Raw genomic sequence first — 20,121 nt, forward strand, 5'->3', positions numbered from 1 at the left:
TTCGCGGGTGCAAAAACGGTGGCCAAGACAAACGATCCGCTAAGAACTTCGTGTGATGGCGGGTGGCCGACATGCAACGAAAGGCGAAACGAGTTTTCCAATGTCACCATTATAGTGAAAAAAAAGGAACACGATGTCGCTCAAAAGGATCGCTTCTGGCCGTTACCGCCACCGGCGGCCAGCGACACGAATCGACGGAGTTTGAAAACTTGATCGCAAACTGTGATTTGAGCCTCCATCGCTACGACCGTCGGCCCAACGCGATGGCCGGTGACAAGGGCTACAGCGCTGGGGCGATTCGCGAAAGCATCCAAGAGCGAGCGGTCGAGTCGATCCCATGAGACGCAAGACGATCACTTCGACCGCGAAGGATACCGAGGCAGAAACATCGCCGAACGCCTCATCGGCTGGCTCAAAGAGTCGCATCGTATGGTAACGCGATCCGATAGACTGACCTGTTCCTACACGAACTTCGCGCCACTCGCTGCCATGTGACGGGTCATTCAAATACGCTGCTAGACCGTACCCCGAGCCAATCATGTTTTTTCACCATCGACGCAATAGCAATGAAACGCAAAACGACACACCGAGAAGAGTCGTAGTGTAACCTCCAACTTCCTCACCGGAAGAAAAAACAAAGGCAGCTAAGTGAACAAGTTCATCGCATTCTGTATTTCGCTGGTTTGGCTTTCGACAATGTTTGCCAACGCCGCAGAATCACGCCCCAACATCATCGTGTTCTACACGGACGACCATGGCCACGCCGATCTTTCTTGCCAAGGAGTTCTTGATGACATCAAGACGCCCAATGTCGACGCGCTGGCAAAAAATGGTGTGCTCGCCCGGCATGGATACAGCACCGCGCCACAGTGCGTGCCGTCTCGGGCTGGACTGCTGATCGGAAAGTTCCAATCAAAATTCGGTGTTGAAGCCAACGGCAAGACGCTGAAAGGTTTTGACCGCGAGTTGACGATTGCCCAGCGATTGCAGAAAGCGGGTTACATGACCGCGCAATTCGGAAAATGGCACCTTGGCCCGGGGCCGCAAATCACCGAGCACGGATTCAAGCACGTTTTCAACCAGAACTCCGGCGCCCCCTTTGCGGCCAACGTCGGTCTTGATGGTACCGATCGCGAGATGTCGAACGTACGGCCGGAAATGTATCACGTTGACGGATGCAGCAGAGCTGCGGCCTCGCTAATCGAACGATACAAGGACGATCCCTTCTTTCTGTATGTCGCTTATCGCGCGCCCCACGTCCCGTTGGACGCGCCGCAAAAGTACCTCGATCGATTTCCGGGAAAAATGCCTCAGCGACGTCGGCAGGCTTTGGCAATGCTGTCCGCAGTGGATGATGGCGTAGGACTGATCACCGAGACGCTATCTCAGAACAATCTGACTGAAAGAACGCTGATCTTCTACATCGGCGACAACGGTGCGCCTTTGAAGATTCACAAACGAGACGCGCCGGGCGGCGGCCCAGGCTGGGACGGTTCCTTGAACGATCCGCTCAACGGCGAAAAGGGAATGCTCTCCGAAGGCGGCATGCACGTGCCATTCGTGATCTCTTGGCCTGGCACGATTCCCGCAGGTCAAGTGTTCGATCACCCGGTGAGCGCACTTGACGTCGCAGCAACGGCTGCCGAACTGGCGGAGATCGAATCGAAACCTGGGGACTTCGACGGCGTCAATTTAATTCCGTATCTATCTGGTGAAAAGAAAGAAGCCCCCCATGAATTTCTCGCCTGGCGTTGGGTTGCCCAATCGGCCATTCGTGAAGGCGACTGGAAACTGCTGCGTGGCGGTGACCGTGAGTACCTGTACAATCTGAAGAGTGATCTCGAAGAGCAACATAATCTCGCCGGCGAGCATCCAGAGATTGCCGATCGTCTGCGCCAAAGACTATCGCGTTGGGCCAACGAGCTTGATCCGCCGGGTCTGGCCAATGGTGACATGTCCAAAGCGGCCACGGACTATTTTGACTTCTATCTCGACGGCAAACCGGTTGCCCCCCTGCGTGAAGTGATCGTGCCGAAATCCGACTCGGCAAACGCCGAGCCAAAACCGAAGAGTTCAGCGTCTCCATGGACCATTCGCAGCGGTAAAATGAATGTCACGAGCGAAGGCTTGCAGATAACTCCGCAAAAGCCGGCCGAGAAGCAAACACCGTTCATTACCCGAAATGGCTTGAGTCTTGTCGGTCCGGTTTCCGTCAACCTTGTTGTGAAGACGGCAACGTCTGGCGCGATCGGTCTTTCCTGGCGAGACTCAGCGGACAAAGATTTTGCCGCAGCAAATCGAGTGAACGTCGCAGTCGAAAAGTCGGAACAGTGGCAAACCATCCAGACCAGCCTGCCCGGCGGATCGAAGATCATTCACGTCCGCATCCTAGTCCCGGCCGGAACCACGTCGATCAAGAGCATCGAACTGAAACCCGCCAGCGGACAAACGGTAACGCTAACGCAATAGCGATGCCTACTGATTTTGAAGCAACCCGGACCGTTCGAAAAACAAAACACCACTCAGACTTCACCATGAACCGACTCTTCTTTTTTGCGTGCCTCGCCGCCGCTGCATCCGCGTCCGTCGTCCATGCATCGAAACCGAATGTGATTGTGATTCTGGCCGACGATCTTGGGATGGTGGACATGAACGCCTACGCGTCGAAGTTCACCGGCGCAAAAGCATCCCAAATGTACTACGAGACGCCCAATTTAGATCGACTGACGAAGGAAGGATTGGCGTTCTCACAAGCCTACGCCTGCCATCTCTGTTCGCCGGCGCGGGCAAGCCTCTTGACGGGCAAGTACGCCGCTCGGACTGGTTTCACGACGGCGGTCGGCGGCAATGTGCGAACGTTCTACAACCAAGCGATCGAACCGCCGCAGGGCTACGTCGCTCAGGACGCATTGGCTTGGGAAGACAAAATCGATATTCAACAGGCGCTCATCAACGGCACGACACGCGATGGACTAGCGTCGGGGCATCCGCTGGACAATGGGCAAAACGAAACGACGCTTGCCGAAGCCATGCCTGATCACGATTCCGCTTTCATTGGCAAGTGGCACCTGGGCGGACACGGTTCAGAAGGCTGGCAACCGACCGATCAGGGGTTCGAAGAGATATCGTATCTCGACGAAGGTGGATCGCCATACTTCGATTGGCGAGACCTTTGGGACAGCGGTGACAAACTGCACCCGAAAACTCCTCAAGAGAAACTACTGCGTGGAAAATCAGGCGGCGACTTGGGACAGGAGTATCTGACGGATGAATTGACGCAGCATGCGATCAAGTACTTGCAACGCAAGGCCACTGCGAAGGGAACGGATTCACCGACATCGGGCAACAAGCCGTTCTTCCTCCACTTCTGTCACTTCGCCGTGCACACGCCGTTTCAGGGACGAGCCGACGATGTCGCTCACTTTGAAAAGAAGGCGACGCGTGGTTGGAATGGCCATGACAATGCCGTGTACGCGGCGATGCTGAAACGTTTGGATCTTTCGGTCGGTCAAATTCTCGATGCGCTCGAAGAAACCGGTCTGGACGAAAACACGCTGATTGTGTTCATGAGTGATAATGGCGGCGTGATGTATACCGATCCGCTCGCGACCAACAATGCTCCCTTCAAAAGTGGCAAGGGAACCCATTTTGAAGGTGGCATTCGCGTGCCATTGGTGATTCGCTGGAAAGACCATGTTGACGGAGATCGCTGGAGCAATGTGCCGGTCGACTGCAACGATATTTTCCCGACGGTCTTGGAACTGGCCGGCTACGATGCGTCACAGTACACCAAGCCAGGCGGCATCGACGGGCGCAGCATCGCATCGCTGCTTGACGATCCAACCAATGCGAACGGCGAGTACCCACGCGACACGTTCTTTCAGCACTACCCGCTGAATGTGATCGTTAAGAGCCCCGAAGACGGATTCCCATCGGCTCCATCATCTGCCATTCGAAGCGGGGATTGGAAATTGATCTTTGATTGGTCGGGTGAACTGCGTCTCTACAACATCGCTAACGATCCGTTCGAGACGAACGATTTGTCTGCGACGATGCCAGATAAGGCCCGCGATTTGTTTATTGAACTGAACGATTGGATTGATGAAAACGTCGATGTCAAATACACCCCCGCCATCAACCCCAACTACGACGCGACGAAAGAGTCTCGCAAACGTCCGTTCGTCGATCTGCGCCGTAAATTCCTCGGCAACGATCGAGCGATTCGCACGGTCGAAAGCGATCAGCGGTTCGCATTGATTCCCGCTGACAACCAACCTCACGTCAACACATCGAAGTAGGAATTACGTATTGCGACGATCCTTGGCTGCGATCACTCACTCAGGTGCAAAGGATGGCGATACCGTTCAAGGAATCCCTGCTTCCCAGAACGCTTTGATCTCCGCTGCCTCGAACACTCGGTCGGCGATCAACACTTCATCAATCGCGCCGTAGAATCGACGCTGGGCAGCGCCGCTCGTGTGCTCCAGTTCTTCGGTGGTTGTGCCAAAATTTCCTAGCTCCATGAAATCCAACAAGAGTGGTACGGCACGTTCAAAATGCCCGGTTCCAATGGGATCGCCGTTGAGATAGTGAGTCACTTCACGTTTATTCACATCACAAGTGACGCCCATGCACGCCCAGTTTCCCCAGCGATCTGAGCGAGTGTATGGATGGTCGACGGCCAACTCGTCGTATTCGCTTCGCTGCATACCGTGCCCGACACTGAACATCACGTTGTGGGTGTATTGCGACAATTCCCAACGGACTGTCTCAACGGTGGATTCGCGTCGCCGTTGCATTGCCATGCCTAGAGACTGATTGTCGGTTGCCAAAAACATCGCTCTTCTAACCGGATGCTCCGTCATCAAAAGGGATGTCGTGTCCTGGGTCATCGCATCAACGCGTGCCCAGACTAAGAAAGTTACGGCGTCAACCGCGCCAGGCACCTGGAACAAAACTCGGTCGCCCGCATTCCGATAGACAAGAGCTCGCTTAGACGGCCATCGGCCTCGGTCCCATTGGCACCCAATCACCACTCCGTTGGTCGCTCGCGTTGGGTCTTTCGCGACATTTCCCAACTCCAAAGCACTGGGGTCCGTCTCTTCAAATGTGTAGTGCAGCATGACAGATGGGTCCGCGCCAAGTACGACTGCGTTTGCTTTCCAGCTTTCGTACCGCAGCTGAGCGATCTTATGCTGGCGACCTCGTAAGTCGGACGTTTTTGGGAATCGATCCGGTGAATACTCGACGTCCTCTGGGCCATCATTACCCATTCGAATCGCGTGCATTTCCTTCAGCTCCAACGTCTCACCTTGGGGTGACTTGATTTCAACCGAACCATCCAACACATGGACTTCGGGTTGGCCATCGCGTTTGACGTCGATACTAAACGCAGTCCCAAGATCGATGACCTCCATTTCCTTGGTCAATACACGGAAACCGCGTCCCATTTCCGTTACGAAGCAACTTGCCGACCCATGCCGAATCAGAACCTCATCGGCCGCCCGTATTTGGATATCTGCGGGAGCCTGTAGCAACAACCGCACCCCAGCAAGAAATTCGATTTGAATGGTGCCATGTTCAAGAATTAAGTCGCCGGCTTCCAGATTGTCACCTGGGACCGGTCGATGATCACCGCCCCATTGAGCATTAACGGACTGGCTTAGAACAGCAACAGGGGACTTTCCCAGCCCGGCAACTAGCTCAATCTTGACCGCGGTGTCTGCGTCCTGGATTGCAACCGCTTGATCACCGGGCGCGCCAAGGTTGGCAAAGTCGAAACGTGAGAAAACCAGAGCGACAACGACTGCCGCCGCAAGCACGAATGCGGGTGAAAACAATTTTCGCATTGACGAAGTGAGGCCGGACTGATTTTCCTCGGCTAAGCCGGCCATCACTCGAGATTCAAAGTCTTCTCCACGTGCATCGGTCTGTTCTTCAACGCTCAACGCATCTTCGAGCTTTAGCCATTTAGGCTCGCTCGATTGGACGGCTCTGGCCTGGCTCAAGATCGCAAGCTCGTCAGCAAGCGATTTGCGCAGAGACTCATCGGTCCGCAACCTCTTGAGCGCTGGCTCAAGTTCAGAGTCGTCCCACTCACTTGATAGCCAAGCGGCCAGCAACGTTTTTAGGTCGTTATCCATTATCCAATCTCCTCTTCGACACATTGGCGAAGCATGCTGTTGGCGCGATAATTCAGGTTGTAAATAGCACCTAGCGATGTCGATAACTCTGCCGCAAGTGAAGCAGCCTTGGTCCCGTCGAGTCCTGCTCGAACAACATACCTCATTCGATCCGGCAGCTTGCCGATGCAACGGAGCAAAGCTGCGATGGCGAAATCGCTTTGGCTTGCGAAGATTTTTTCCAGGTCGTGCTCGAGCAATCGAGTGACTTCCTCGCGGAACTCGTTTTCCCGCTGTCTGCGCCGCTGAGTCGTTCGAAAATGCATTAGCATTTTATTCCTTGCGATCCCTCGAAGCCAAGCTCCGAAGTCAGCGTTTGCGTCGAACTGATCGAGGCTTCGATAGGCGTTCATAAACACCTCCTGCGATAGGTCTTCGGTCTCGTCGCTACGGTGCAATTGGCTGCCGACATAGCTTCGAACCATTAGCCGATATTCTCGCACCAACACTCGGAATGCGTCGCGATCTCCCGCAAGCACTTGGCGTATTGCCTGTTTAGTCGTTTCTGAATCGGGCACAGTTCATTTCTCCTGTAACCCGTATTTGCCTATCCGGGACATTTCTCACTGCAAGAATGACTGCTTGCCAGTTGTTGGGAAACTCTGGGCGACCCTATTCGCCGGCGGCTGCCCGTGGAGATCGGCAACAGAGGAATCAACACCGCTGTGACGATCGGACTCGTTAGAAAAAATTGAGGATTTTCGCACAGTTTCATGTGAGAAGTTGCCATCGACGGCACCCTTCTGACGGCTGCGGTCATGTTTCGTTGCGGGGAGCCCCGTTGCGAATGTTCGACTACATCATTGGAAGGATAACGAGATGAGAGAATTCCGGCTTGTGGCACTGCTCCTATCGATATGCGTCGGGTGTGGAGGAGGAGGGGGGAATAATGAAGTCATTGCCGAGCAAGATGAGCTTGCAGCTTACGTTGCGGAGAATCCAAGTCCGACGGATGAGGAATTGATGGCAGGCATGGCTGACGACCAAGAGGAATGATTGACGCTTCTTGGGACTTCTTATTTTTCAGATTACCAACGAAATGGTTTTTCCTTGCTGTGTTTCGCAATGCCGTTGCGACAGTGTACTTGAGTCAACCTGCGCTGACTTTTTGCGTAGTGATATTTTCGTTTTTTAGGTGTAAGTGTTATGAGAAAAGTAAAAGTGCGAAGGGCGTTCACACTCGTTGAGCTTCTCGTCGTCATCGCGATCATTGGTGTATTGGTGGGCTTGCTGCTGCCAGCCGTTCAAGCCGCGCGTGAGGCGGCTCGCCGGATGAGTTGCAGCAATAATTTCAAGCAGATGGGACTGGGCGTTCACAACTACCATTCTGCTTACAAGCGAATGCCCAGGCACATGGCTGGAACGTTTGGCTTCGGTGGCCCGGTTTCGTTCGGAAGCACAGGGAATGTGGAACGATCGAGCAACTATTTCGACCTGAGTTGGCTTGTGGGGCTTACCCCATTTGTTGAACAGCAAAGCCTTTGGGAACAGATCAGCAACCCGCTTCAGTCACCCACCAGCGGCGACATCTTTCCTGCAATGGGGCCGAACCCTCAACGTACGTTAGGTCATCATGCTAACGAGCCTTATCAGCCTTGGCTAACCAACATCCCGACATTGCGTTGTCCATCCGATCCTGGTGTCGGGCTGCCGTCACAAGGGCGGACCAATTACGCGGCATGCATGGGTGATGGGATGGATCGAACGGACTCGGGAGCCTACGGAAGTAGCGGACAGCCAAGTTCGCCCGTGAACGGCCCGTTCGCAGGCAACCCGACTCGTCATGCTGAACAGACTCGCGTCGGGTGTCGTGGGATGTTCGTTCCTCGCCAAGCGATCAGGTTCCGAGACGTTCTCGATGGCTTGTCCAACACAGTCATGGCCGGCGAGATCGTCACCGACCTCGGGGATAGTGATGTGCGCACCCGGCCGGTTGGTCGATCCGCGGCTCCTCGCCCGCTCAATAATCCCGATCTTTGCGATGTTGGACGCGATCCCGAACGGCCCCAATTTTGGCAGACACCACTGCCAGCGGGCCTCGCATTCACCGCCAACGCGGAAAACGGGCGAGGCTACAAATGGGCATATGGACGTCCAATTTTCACGGGCATGTATACGATTGGGCCACCCAACAGCGAGATCTGTCTTCACACACAGAACTCGCCCAATCAGATGGGCAATCTCCCTGCGGGCAGTCGCCACCAAGGTGGTTGCCATGTTTTGATGGGCGATGGCGCGGTGAAGTTTGTCACCGATTCCATCGAAGCCGGAAATCAGACCAGTCCGACGCCAAGGCTCGGTGGTCCCGTTGGTGCCGGTGCGCAGAGTCCCTACGGATTATGGGGAGCCCTCGGGTCCCGCGCATCCATGGAAGTAATCGACCAAGAGATATAGACGCTCTTTGATCTTTTGCCTTTGACTACCTAGCCTTGGGCCGTCTCGGATGGCCCAAGGTCTTTCCCTTATCATTTTTGATCAGCCATCAAACTCGCCCTCTTTGCACTTGAGCTTCCATGAAATTTTTCGCGTTTCTGATTATCGCAACTGCAGGTGGGTTGAGCGGATGGGCTTTGGCGGATGAGCAGCCCAACGTTGTTTTCATCCTGGCTGATGATCTGGGTTGGAGCGACACGACGCTGCATGGGACGACACAGTTTTACAAAACACCCAACATTCAGCGACTGGCAAAACGTGGAATGATGTTCACGCACGCGTACTCAGCCAGCCCGCTATGCTCGCCAACTCGTTCGGCCATCTTGACCGGACTCAGTCCGGCCAGGACGGGACTGACGACGCCTAACTGCCACTTGCCCCAAGTCGTTTTGGAAGCGACCGTGGGAACCAACGCTCCACCCCACAAACACGCGATCCAGCCAACGCCGATCACACGCTTGAAGACGGACTACCCGACGATTGTCAAGTCGCTGAAGAAAGCAGGATATGCAAGTGGGCATTTTGGCAAATGGCATCTGGGGCCCGAACCCTATTCGCCGATCGAGCACGGCTTTGATGTCGACGTCCCGCATTGGCCAGGGCCGGGGCCAGCCGGCAGCTATGTCGCGCCTTGGAAATTCAAGGATTTTGACCACGACCCCGATGTCCCCGATCAACACATCGAAGATCGCATGGCCAGCGAAGCGGTTTCGTTCCTGGAAGCACACAAAGACGAGCCGTTCTTTTTGAACTACTGGATGTTCAGCGTCCATGCTCCATTTGACGCCAAAGCATCGCTGATCGAAGAGTACAGCAAGACGGTCAATAAGGACGATCCTCAGCGCTGCCCGACTTATGCGGCGATGGTTCAAAGCATGGATGATGCTGTTGGAACATTGATGGACACGCTGGACCGATTGGACCTAACCGACAACACGATCATCATCTTCACATCCGACAACGGTGGGAACATGTACAACGAAGTTGAAGGAGAAACGCCCACCAGCAATGCACCGCTTCGAGGCGGGAAAGCGTCGATGTTCGAAGGTGGCACACGAGTGCCGTGCGTCATCGTATGGCCAGGCAAGACAACCGCGGATGCCTCGACAGATGCGTTGATTCAAAGCGAAGACTTCTACCCGACACTGCTCGACGGACTCGGACTGACGCCGGAACCTGACCAGCGGTTTGATGGAATCAGTATTCTTCCAGCGCTACAGGGAAAAGAAATAGCACGTGAAGCAGTGTTTCAATATTTTCCACACGATCCGCCCGTGCCAGATTGGATTCCACCATCGGTGTCTGTCCACCAGAACGATTGGAAACTGATTCGCGTCTTTCATGCTGGCGAAGATGGCGGTCATCGATACCATCTGTTCAACCTAGCCAACGACATCGGCGAACAGCAAAACTTGGCGAGCGTAAATCCGACGAAGGTCGAGCAGATGGATGCGTTGATCACGGACTTCTTAGCGAACACCGGCGCGGTCACACCGGTAGTCAATCCGAATTTTGATCCGGCTCGTTATCGCCACGAATTGGAAGGCATCCGTCCAGCCGCCAAAAAGAACAAACCGAAGAAGTAACAGCTCAGCCAATCAATACCTACGAGAATGACTTGAATCTAAGAACGAATTCCATGGCGATGGTCGGTCGACTACTTTGGGTCTTCCTGCTGACGTCGCTGAGCGCCGTTCAGGCTGAAGACCCAGCCAAGCCGAACATCATTTTCATCTTCGCTGACGATTGGGGATACGGTGACCTAGGGGCCCATGGGCATCTGACCGACGTCAAGACACCACATCTCGATGCGATGTCTGAGCAGGGCGTGCTGTTTACGGATGCCTACATCACGGCGCCGCAGTGCTCCCCGTCACGTGCCGGATTGGTCACCGGTCGGTACCAGCAACGTTTCGGTTTCGATCACATACCCGATGGTCCCTTGCCGCTGGATCAAACAACGATTGCCGAAAGGCTGAGAGACGCCGGATACAGAACGGGCATGGTCGGCAAATGGCATCTCGAACCGAATCCTGTTTGCCTTGAGTGGGCCAAGAAGCACCAGCCCGCCGGCATCAAAAATAATCGAGTCGTTGTGCGGCAAGATCTGTCCCGACGCTACTGGCCTCAGGCTCGAGGTTTTGACGAGTTCTTTACGGGCGAAATGAATCGTTACTGGAGCAACTACGCTCTCGATGGAAGCGACTTGGATTCGGATGGCGAATGGTTGGATGATCCGCGTTTCCGCGTCGAAGTTCAAACCGAAGCCGGCTTGGCGTTCATTAATCGAAACGCGGACCAACCCTTCTTTCTGTATCTCGCACACTTCGCGCCGCACGTTCCCTTGGAAGCGACCGAGAAATACCTCAGCCGGTTTCCTGGCGAAATGCCCGAGCGTCGTCGAACGGGACTGGCAATGATTAACGCCGTCGACGAGGGCATTGGCCGCATCATGAAGTTGCTGCGTGAAAAAGGCATCGCCGAAAACACGCTCGTCATTTTTACCAGCGACAACGGTGCACCGCTGAAGATCCACAAGCTAGACGCGCCCGGGGGAGGCCCCGGGTGGGACGGGTCTCTGAACGAACCGTTGACCGGCGAAAAGGGAATGGTCGCCGAAGGCGGAATTCGGGTACCAATGATCTGGTCTTGGCCCGCCCGGTTGCCCCGAGGAAAGATGATCAGCCAGCCCGTGATCAGCTTGGACATGACAGCATCGGCGGTTGCCGCAGCCGGCGTGAAAGTCGACTCGACAACGAAGCTCGACGGGGTGGATTTAATTCCATGGCTCACGGGCGACCAGACTGCAATACCTCAGCGAAACCTGTTCTGGAGATTCTGGAGCCAGAGTGCGGTCCGTAGTGGTGATTGGAAATTCATTGTTACCAGTGACGGTCGCGAGTTGTTGTTCAACCTGCGCGACGACAAAGAAGAACAGCACAATCTTTGTGCCCAGCACGTCGAAAAAGCGATGCAGCTAAAATCGGAATTGCTGCAGTGGAATGACCAATTGCAGCCCATGGGACTTCCCTCAAAACCACTCAACGCTGAGGAGCTTGGTTGGTATGACCACTACTTTGAATCCACGGCCCCCGCATCATTGAAGCGATAAAATCGCTAGCCCCCGGAATCGCTCGATGAACAACGACACTCGTCACTTCAGCATCAGTGCCATCGCCGTTAGCTGCGTTGGATGCTTGTTGTTAGCTGCGTTGGCATGCGCAGCAGAAAACCATGGGGACCGCCCTGACCGTCCCAACATTCTCTGGATCGTTGCCGAGGACCATGGTCCGCACATGGGATGCTACGGCGACAATTTTGCGACGACGCCCAACGTCGACAAACTTGCCCGTCGCGGAATGTGCTTCGATTTCGCTTGGTCAAACGCTCCCGTTTGCGCTTCGGCCAGAACGACGCTATGGTCGGGACTCTATGGAACCAGCACCGGCGGCGAGCACATGCGTAGCATGGTGGAGATGCCGGCGAACAAGAAGATGTTCCCGCAGCTTCTGCGAGAGGTCGGATACTACTGCGTGGGCAACGGCAAAGAAGACTACAATTTTGCGAAGCCGGATGAGATGTGGGACGAGTCACCTCATCGTGCCCATTGGAATCAATGCCCGGATGGAAGGCCGTTTTTCGCGTACTTCAACCACACCGAAAGTCATGAAGGCAAGATCCACGATATCAAGGATCAGTCGGATCACGATCGCAGCAAGGTCCGTGTGCCGGCCTATCACCCCGATCATCCGGCCGTGCGCGGCGAGTGGGCTCGTTACTACGACAGTGTTACAGCAGTGGATACTGAGGCAGGAAAACGTCTCGCGGAACTTACGAAGTCGGGACTGAACGAAGACACGATCGTGTTCTACTTTGCCGATCATGGGGCTGGGCTGGCTCGCAATAAACGCTGGCCCAACAATGCCGGCCTGCATGTTCCCGTGGTTGTCTACTTTCCGGAAAAACACCAGCATCTGGCTCCTCCGGAATACCAACCCGGTGGTCGCTCGGACCGTCTGATCTCGTTTGTCGATTTCGCGCCAACGATGCTCAGCATTGCAGGCATCCAACCGCCCGACTGGATGCAGGGACACGCGTTTGCCGGCGAGCGTCCGGCTCCGGCGCAACCGTTTGTTCACGGATTCCGGGGACGGATGGATGAGCGAATCGACCTTGTGCGAAGCGTTTTTGACGGGCGATATGTCTATCTACGCAACTACATGCCGCATCTGTCGCAAGGCCAACGGGTGGAATCGCAGATCCGGCTCAGTCATTCCTCGACGCACGCTTGGCGAAAGCTCTACGATGCTGGGAAATTGAACGCAACACAGAGTCTATTCTGGACCGCTCCTAAGGCACCCGAGGAGCTGTACGATCTGAAAAGCGATCCAGATGAAGTCCACAACCTTGCCGATTCGCCACAACATCAGGATGCCTTGCTGAAACTGCGAACGGCTCAGCGGAATCACGCTGCACGCATTCGCGATGTCGGGTTCATCCCCGAGCAAGAACGATTCCAACTCGCCGAATCCCCGTACGACTTTGGGCATGATGAGCAGCGGTACGCGTTTACACGCGTGCTGGAGACCGCAGAGCTTGCATCAATGTTAAAAAACGAAGCCGTGCCGCAGCTTCGCGATCGCCTGAGTGATGCCGATCCAATCGTGCGATTCTGGGCTGCGATGGGGTTGGTGATGCGAGGCGACAATGCCATTGCCGCATCAGAATCCGAATTGCTCAATGCCCTCACCGATGCCTCGCCAGACGTTCAAATCGCCGCCGCATGGGCGATCGTTAAACATGGTTCCGATTCGGTTGCTACGCGGGGACTCAACATTCTCGCCGAGTACGCTCCCCGCGATCGCAACAACACTTTGCTGTCGATGGCTGCCCTAACGGCGCTGGACGATTGCGGAACGAAAGCCGAAGGACTGCGTGAGAATTTCGCCAAGTGGCCGACGTCCGGTACAGCCACAGACGACTTGGATGATGGCCGTTTCAACTCGAACCCATGGAAGCTGATGAAGAGCATCCTATTGCGTTTCGGCGTGAAGGTGCCACCAGCCAACAATCAAATGCGTGCGAAAAAGTGACTGGCTCGTTCATTCCACAAGTACCCGTCAAACGAAGCGCCATCATGTCTCTCAGTGCGGTAATCGGCATTTTCCTGTTGCCCGGATCGGTGTTGGCCGTCGACTAGAATCCGGTCAACTCGCTTTCGCATCGGCGATTCACCGCAGTGTTACGGCAATCACTGAGTTTCACTATTGGAAAATGTTGCTCGGTGTGAGCACGATTTCGACACTGACACGCTCCATTGAACACGTATGAACACAAATCATCTTCTCATAATATTCTTCGTCATTGCGAGTGTGTCTCACTGCGAAGCACGCTGCCAATCTGCCTTTGCCGCGAAGTTCGAGGTTTCGACCGTCTCTGACGAAGGAATGCCCAAAACAATCGTACGGCCGGGTGCGCTCTGGAATTTTGGCGCCGGAGCGTTGCAGACGTATCGAGGTTGGCAGTACGCAGCATTCTGGGATGCCAGCAAACAAGTAACAGTTGCGCGTCGCGAACTGCCACAGGGAACTTGGGAATGTGCATCGCTGGGTGGCTATCAACGCACGTCCAACATCAACCGTGGTAGTGCGGGACCAAAGGCCCGAGGTTTTGGTGACGGTCATGAAAAGGTTGCAATGGGAATCTCAAGTGACGGCGTGATTCATCTGGCTTTCGACCATCATGTGTCAACGTTGCACTATCGATGCAGCCGCCCGGGCCTCGCGAATAAGCCGAAGGAGTTCACATGGACAGAAGCACTCTTCGGAGCCGCTGAGGACAATCTGGGTGGACCGAAGCTGGAAACCGTCACGTATCCGAGTTTTGTTCGCGACGGTGATCGACTTTCTTTGTACCTGCGACTCAACGTCGGTTCCGGTAGCGCCGATTCCCATCTATTCGAATACCATGCCGGCTGCTGGATCATCAATGATCCAGGTTCCAGCAAGCTCATCGACAAGCATTGGTCTGGGGGCAACGGAACCGTCAACGCCTATCCGCACACGATGGTTGTCCACAAGGGACGCCGACACCTAACGTGGTGCTGGAGAGACACACCCGATGCACGCACCTGCCATGACCTTTGCTACGCGTACAGTGATGACCACGGCCAAATCTGGAAAAATAGTACGGGCACGGAAATCGCTGTGCGAGGTTCCAAGTTTATCTCTGCCGATTCACCAGGGATCGCGGTGCTGGACATCCCACCCGGTTCTTTCTACGTCAATGGCGGATCGATGTCAGTCGACGATGCCGGTGACATCCACGTCCTAATGAAAGGTCCAAGTGGTCGCCCCATGACTGCCGTTCGGAAGGCTTCGACGGGAGAGTGGATTCGCGGAGAAGGATCCATTCTTGGAGTGCTGATCGCACGCCCAGAACCACGATTGGTCGTCGCCGAAAGTGGACTCTACCGACAGAGCAGCGGCAAAGAGGGGCTCACCCGGATCAGCACGCCGATCGAAGATCTTTGCAGAGACAGCCGCTACGTCGTCGACCGCCATCGATGGCAACACGATAGAGTGGTTTCCGTCATCGGTCAAAACGGAACCAAGGTAAGCGTGATCGACTTCGCCACAGAGGATCAATAAAGAAAAACTATGTCACGATTCTACTTCACTCTATTCTTGGTTCTGCTGTCGCCGATTTCGGTTTGGGCCGAAGAACGTCCAACCAGCAACCCGAAACCGAACGTTTTGTTCATCGCCGTCGATGACCTGAACGACTACATCTCGCCGCTGGACAATCATCCCGGTGTAAGTAGCCCCAACTTTGATCGGCTGGCTCGACATAGTGTGAGCTTTGCCAACGCTCACTGTGCCGCGCCCGCTTGCCACGCTTCGCGTGTGGCGATGATGACAGGCGTGCACCCGGTGACGTCTGGCATCTACAAAAATCTGTTCGGTGCTCATGGGCCACGCTGGCGTGATGAATCACCAGCACTGAAAGATGCCGTTGTCTTGTCTCAGCATTTTCGTGATCACGGCTATCACGCTGTGGGTGGTGGAAAAATTTTTCATGCGTTGCAGTGGACGCCTGGCGATTCGCAAAACGATCCTGGCGCCTGGGATGAATACCGTGGCGACCCACTCGATCCGATCTCGAAAGACTGGCCACGGCCCAAGTTGATTCCCGATGCCAAAGCCGGATTGACGCCGGGACGGCCGCTCGGTCCACAGCAACTTTTCGGGGCGCAACCACTACCGGTGTCCGATGAAGAAACCGGGGACCACATGGTGGTCAATTGGGCGAACGAGCAACTTGCCAAACCACACGACAAGCCGTTGTTCTTGGCTGTGGGTCTGTTTCGACCGCACATTCCATTCGAGGTGCCGCAGAAGTACTTCGATATGCATCCACTGGAATCGATTAAACTCCCCGAAGTCGTCGAGAACGACCTTGTTGATTCGCGACCGCCCGAGCGTCAGCCGTGGCACCACTGGGTCGTAAAGAACCAGCAATGGGAAAAGCTGATGCAAGGCTATCTGGCCAGCATCAGCTACACCGATCATCAGCTCGGGCGTTTGCTGGACGCCCTTGACGCTTCACCAATGAACGACAACACGATTGTGGTGCTGTGGAGCGACCACGGTTTTCACATTGGCGAAAAAGACAACTGGGAAAAGTTCTGTCTTTGGGATCAAACCACACGCGTTCCGCTGTTCATCCATGTTCCCGGCGTAAGTGCAGATGGCACAAGCACGCGTCAACCTGCAACACTCACCGACGTCTATCCCACACTCTGCGAACTTGCAGGGCTGCCGATTCCAGCTCAATGCGATGGCCATTCGTTAGTTGCGCAGATCAAAGCCCCAACTACCGAACACGACCGTCTTTCGTTGACATCGTTCGTATTCGCAGAGGAACCATCACACGCCGTGTCAGATAATCGCTATCGATACATTCGGTATCACGATGGCTTTGAAGAACTGTACGATTTGGAAAACGACCCCAACGAGTTCACCAATCTGGCGAGCGATTCAAAGATGGCGAACACAAAAGCTCGACTCGCCAATGGGCTGCCCAAGCAAGCGGCTCCACCCAGACAGATCCCCAAAGACTCGAAGTACAACCTCAATCGCCTTCGCAACGCCACTTCACCTTGAGTATCCAATTGAACAAGTTTCTCACTATCTGTCTTTCTTTGCTTTGGCTTTCGCCATCATCGGTTCATGCCGCAGATGATCGGCCAAATATCATCGTGTTCTACACGGACGACCACGGCCACGCCGACTTGTCTTGTCAAGGATTTCTTACTGACATCAAGACGCCCAATGTTGATGCGTTGGCACGGAGCGGTGTCTTGGCGAGAAATGGATACAGCACCGCGCCGCAGTGCATTCCGTCGCGGGCGGGGTTGCTGGTCGGTAAGTTTCTGTCCAAGTTCGGTGTGGAAGCAAACGGCGCGTCATTGAAAGGTTTCGACGACGAACTTACCATCGCCGAGCGACTGCAATCGGCAGGTTACGTTACGGCACAATTCGGCAAATGGCATCTCGGCCCCGGACCTCGGATCACCGATCATGGTTTCAAGCATGTCTTCAACCAGAATTCGCAACAACCGTTTTCATCAAACATCACTTTGGATGGCGAGGATCGCGAGATGTCGAGCCTGCCACCAGAGATGTATCACGTTGATGGATGCAGCCGCGCCGCCGCGTCACTGATCCATCGCTACAAAGACAATCCGTTCTTCTTGTACGTGGCCTATCGAGCTCCGCACGTTCCGCTTGATGCGACTCGAAAGTACCTCGATCGATTTCCTGGGAAGATGCCCGAACGCAGACGTCAAGCCCTCGCGATGTTGTCAGCCGTCGATGACGGGGTTGGACTGATCACCGCAACGCTCGCCGAACACAACCTGACTGAGAAAACTTTGATCTTTTACATCGGCGACAATGGAGCGCCATTGAAAATCTACAAACGTGATGCGCCCGGCGGTGGCCCCGGTTGGGACGGTTCGCTCAACGATCCACTTAACGGAGAGAAGGGGATGCTAGCCGAAGGCGGCATGCACACACCGTTCGTTGTCTCGTGGCCGGGAACGATCACCGCTGGCCAAGTTTACGAACACCCAATCAGTGCCTTGGACGTGGCCGCTACGACTGCGGCGCTGGCCAAAATTCAAACCAAACCAGGTGATCTGGACGGCGTTAACTTAATTCCGTTCTTGAGTGGCAAAAACACGGCCGCGCCGCACAATTTCCTAACGTGGCGCTGGGGTGCCCAGTCCGCCATCCGCGAAGGTAACTGGAAACTTCTGCGGGGCGGCGATCGCGAGTACTTGTATGACTTGGATGCGGACATCGAAGAGCAACACAATTTGGCAGCGAAGCATCCAACGATCGCGTCGGCTCTGCGTAAAAAGCTTTCCGCCTGGGCGGAACAACTCAATCCGCCGGGGCTAGATGCAAGCCGCATGACGCAAGCGGCCACAAACTACTTCGACTTTTACCTCGATGGAAAAGAGCCGACCCTCCGAAAGAACCCATGAATCATTTCAAACGCGTCCTTCAAGCCGGACTCTTGCTGGCGATTGCCATTCCGTCAGCGATCGCTGCTGAGAAACCGAATGTTGCCACCGCCAGCGATGAGAACCAGGGCGTTGTCGATCCGTCGCGGACCGGCAACTGGGGGGACCAGGGAGACGGCACCTACCGCAACCCGGTCTTGGAATCCAACTATCCAGACAACGATGTGATTCGCGTTGGCGATACGTTCTACATGATGTCTTCGACAAATCATCAAACGCCTGGCATGATCATCCTCAAGTCGAAGGATTTGGTGAGCTGGGAGTTTTCAAGCACGATTATGCCGGCACCCATCACGTACAGCGATCAGTTTGACATGGGGCACAAGAAGTCGATGGAGAATCGTGGTACTTGGGCAGGTTCATTTGGTTTCAATGGCGAACACTATTTTGCCTACTGGTGTTTTAACCAACTGCACCGCGCCGCTGACAGAAAAGACAGACGTCAGCTCTTAACAATCGTCTATTCCAAAGCGGACAGTATGGAGGGAAAATGGTCGGAGCCCAAAGAAATTCGATTCAAGGATGGCGCGTCGATCGACAGTACTGATCCAGGCGTCTTCTGGGATCAGGAAACGAACAAAGCCTATCTCGCAGCGCACGGTAAATACATTTACGAAATGTCCTGGGACGGCACTCGACTACTGGATAATCGGAACGAAGGAATTTTGGTTGAAGGCGATTTGCACGGTGAGGCGGTGAAACTGTACAAGTTCGACGGTTGGTACTACTACATGAACGCTCACTGGCACGATCACGAGGGTGTCCGCCAACGGATGGCCACGTTCGGGCGAGCCAAACAAATGTCAGGCCCCTGGGAAGTTCGTTTGGCAATGGAAAACGGAAACGGGACCGACCGCTGTCCCTCGCAAGGGACATTACTGAAGCTGGATGACGGATCATGGTGGTTCATTCACCAGCTCGCACGAGGCAGCGATGAAGAACGCTATACCGGTCGGCCCCAAATGCTTGAGCCGGTAGCCTGGAAAGACGGCTGGCCACTGATTGGTGTCGACACCGATGGCGACGGAATCGGTGAAGTCGTCTGGAAGCACAAGAAACCGATCGATGGGTTTCCGGTAACAGCGCCAGCATCGGACGATGATTTCGACGGCCCGCTATTGGGGCTGCAATGGCTGTGGCGTTTCAACCCACACGTCGAGCGATACTCTTTGACCGAGCGGCCCGGCTATCTGCGTTTGAAGTCTTGCGTACGCAGTCTTCAAGGCACGCCCGAGAGCCTGAACCATTTGCCGAATTTATTGGGCCAACGATTGATGGGGCAGAAAGCCAACGTGATCACCGCCAAGTTTGATCTATCAGGCATGGTTGCTGGGCAAGAAAGCGGATTTCATGTATCGGCGAAAGAGAACAACAGCATCGGTGTCAAGAAACCACAAGACGGAAACCTACAGCTGTTCTTCAAGCACGGTGATCCCGCGCAGCCCAAGGTTGTTAAGGGACCGCGCATCGAGCAGTCGGAAATTTGGTTCCGCAGCACCATCGACGACGGCCTCGCTGATTTCTCCTACAGCCTCGACGGCGAAACATTCCTGCCGCTTGGAAGCCAAGTACGGCTACGTTTTTCAGGCTTCACGCCCAACTTGGTAGGCTTTTACTCGCTAAACGCAATCGAAGCAGGCCACGTTGATGTTGACTGGTTTACCTTCGACTACGACGGTCCCAAAGCAGCGGTAAAACAATGAAGATAAAAAACAACGCACCTCATCAAACAATTTTCGTTGTGCTCTTTTGCTGGCTTGGTTTGACAGCGATGGTGTCGCGAGTTCAGGCAGTCGCCCAGTCGCAGCCCGAGTAATTGCAAGCACTTTCCGATTCCTCACCAGAGTTTCAGATCGCCGCAGCCTGGGCGTTGGCGAAAAAGTGATCGACTGTTCCCTTCATAAAATTGCAATA

General features: G+C 54.7%; 13 protein-coding genes. 11 read left to right on the forward strand and 2 right to left on the reverse strand.

Annotated features, from left to right (window positions below):
• The first annotated feature begins 209 nt into the window (after positions 1–209).
• From Poly51_RS31570 to Poly51_RS09725, 3 genes are all read left to right on the forward strand, one after another.
• Positions 210–341 (forward strand): hypothetical protein, encoded by a 132-nt coding sequence (locus Poly51_RS31570; protein WP_261344115.1) that lies wholly within the window; start codon positions 210–212, stop codon positions 339–341.
• A 355-nt stretch (positions 342–696) separates the two neighbouring features.
• Positions 697–2,469: a sulfatase family protein gene (locus Poly51_RS09720; RefSeq protein WP_146457347.1), complete on the forward strand. Its 1,773-nt coding sequence runs from the start codon at positions 697–699 to the stop codon at positions 2,467–2,469.
• 65 nt (positions 2,470–2,534) lie between these two features.
• Positions 2,535–4,298 (forward strand): sulfatase, encoded by a 1,764-nt coding sequence (locus Poly51_RS09725; RefSeq protein WP_146456698.1) that lies wholly within the window; start codon positions 2,535–2,537, stop codon positions 4,296–4,298.
• Positions 4,299–4,364: 66 nt separating this feature from the next.
• On the opposite strand, the gene Poly51_RS09730 is transcribed toward Poly51_RS09725, so the two are convergent.
• Together Poly51_RS09730 and Poly51_RS09735 are read right to left on the reverse strand one after the other, a co-directional pair.
• Entirely contained in the window at positions 4,365–6,143 is a 1,779-nt protein-coding gene (locus Poly51_RS09730) for a FecR domain-containing protein (RefSeq protein WP_146456700.1), read from the reverse strand.
• On the reverse strand, positions 6,143–6,700 hold the full coding sequence (locus Poly51_RS09735; protein WP_246114386.1) for a sigma-70 family RNA polymerase sigma factor: 558 nt from the start codon (positions 6,698–6,700) through the stop codon (positions 6,143–6,145). Before Poly51_RS09735 ends, Poly51_RS09730 begins: the two co-directional genes overlap by 1 nt.
• Before the next feature lie 628 nt (positions 6,701–7,328).
• Here Poly51_RS09735 and Poly51_RS09740 point away from each other — a divergent pair.
• The 8 genes from Poly51_RS09740 to Poly51_RS09775 all read left to right on the forward strand — a co-directional run bounded on the left by Poly51_RS09740 (position 7,329) and on the right by Poly51_RS09775 (position 19,910).
• Positions 7,329–8,576 carry a DUF1559 family PulG-like putative transporter gene (locus Poly51_RS09740; RefSeq protein ID WP_146456702.1) on the forward strand — a complete coding sequence of 416 codons (1,248 nt, stop codon included), beginning with the start codon at positions 7,329–7,331 and terminating at the stop codon, positions 8,574–8,576.
• Positions 8,577–8,695: 119 nt separating this feature from the next.
• Positions 8,696–10,201: a sulfatase gene (locus tag Poly51_RS09745; protein ID WP_146456704.1), complete on the forward strand. Its 1,506-nt coding sequence runs from the start codon at positions 8,696–8,698 to the stop codon at positions 10,199–10,201.
• A 53-nt stretch (positions 10,202–10,254) separates the two neighbouring features.
• Positions 10,255–11,727: a sulfatase-like hydrolase/transferase gene (locus Poly51_RS09750; RefSeq protein WP_146456706.1), complete on the forward strand. Its 1,473-nt coding sequence runs from the start codon at positions 10,255–10,257 to the stop codon at positions 11,725–11,727.
• A 25-nt stretch (positions 11,728–11,752) separates the two neighbouring features.
• A complete protein-coding gene (locus Poly51_RS09755) occupies positions 11,753–13,708 on the forward strand; it encodes a sulfatase-like hydrolase/transferase (protein WP_146456708.1) in 1,956 nt (651 codons plus the stop codon).
• Between the two features lie 354 nt (positions 13,709–14,062).
• Positions 14,063–15,265, forward strand: coding sequence for a BNR repeat-containing protein (locus tag Poly51_RS09760; protein ID WP_186775443.1), 1,203 nt, complete (start codon positions 14,063–14,065; stop codon positions 15,263–15,265).
• Between the two features lie 9 nt (positions 15,266–15,274).
• Complete coding sequence (locus Poly51_RS09765) at positions 15,275–16,780, forward strand: sulfatase (RefSeq protein ID WP_146456712.1); 1,506 nt, start codon at positions 15,275–15,277, stop codon at positions 16,778–16,780.
• An 8-nt stretch (positions 16,781–16,788) separates the two neighbouring features.
• On the forward strand, positions 16,789–18,168 hold the full coding sequence (locus Poly51_RS09770; RefSeq protein WP_146456714.1) for a sulfatase family protein: 1,380 nt from the start codon (positions 16,789–16,791) through the stop codon (positions 18,166–18,168).
• Complete coding sequence (locus Poly51_RS09775) at positions 18,165–19,910, forward strand: glycoside hydrolase family 43 protein (protein WP_146456716.1); 1,746 nt, start codon at positions 18,165–18,167, stop codon at positions 19,908–19,910. The genes Poly51_RS09770 and Poly51_RS09775 overlap by 4 nt, the downstream gene beginning before the upstream one ends.
• Positions 19,911–20,121 lie beyond the last annotated feature (211 nt).

Origin of the sequence: Rubripirellula tenax (assembly GCF_007860125.1) — a bacterium.
Classification (GTDB): domain Bacteria; phylum Planctomycetota; class Planctomycetia; order Pirellulales; family Pirellulaceae; genus Rubripirellula; species Rubripirellula tenax.

What these genes read in the sequence shown, in the direction of transcription:
- Poly51_RS09765 (WP_146456712.1), top strand. Translation starts at nt 15,275, where the DNA reads ATGTCACGATTCTACTTCACTCTATTCTTGGTTCTGCTGTCGCCGATT.
- Poly51_RS09725 (WP_146456698.1), top strand. Translation starts at nt 2,535, where the DNA reads ATGAACCGACTCTTCTTTTTTGCGTGCCTCGCCGCCGCTGCATCCGCG.
- Poly51_RS09775 (WP_146456716.1), top strand. Translation starts at nt 18,165, where the DNA reads ATGAATCATTTCAAACGCGTCCTTCAAGCCGGACTCTTGCTGGCGATT.
- Poly51_RS09740 (WP_146456702.1), top strand. Translation starts at nt 7,329, where the DNA reads ATGAGAAAAGTAAAAGTGCGAAGGGCGTTCACACTCGTTGAGCTTCTC.
- Poly51_RS09745 (WP_146456704.1), top strand. Translation starts at nt 8,696, where the DNA reads ATGAAATTTTTCGCGTTTCTGATTATCGCAACTGCAGGTGGGTTGAGC.
- Poly51_RS09755 (WP_146456708.1), top strand. Translation starts at nt 11,753, where the DNA reads ATGAACAACGACACTCGTCACTTCAGCATCAGTGCCATCGCCGTTAGC.
- Poly51_RS09750 (WP_146456706.1), top strand. Translation starts at nt 10,255, where the DNA reads ATGGCGATGGTCGGTCGACTACTTTGGGTCTTCCTGCTGACGTCGCTG.
- Poly51_RS09730 (WP_146456700.1), bottom strand. Translation starts at nt 6,143, where the DNA reads ATGGATAACGACCTAAAAACGTTGCTGGCCGCTTGGCTATCAAGTGAG.
- Poly51_RS09720 (WP_146457347.1), top strand. Translation starts at nt 697, where the DNA reads ATGTTTGCCAACGCCGCAGAATCACGCCCCAACATCATCGTGTTCTAC.
- Poly51_RS09760 (WP_186775443.1), top strand. Translation starts at nt 14,063, where the DNA reads ATGCCCAAAACAATCGTACGGCCGGGTGCGCTCTGGAATTTTGGCGCC.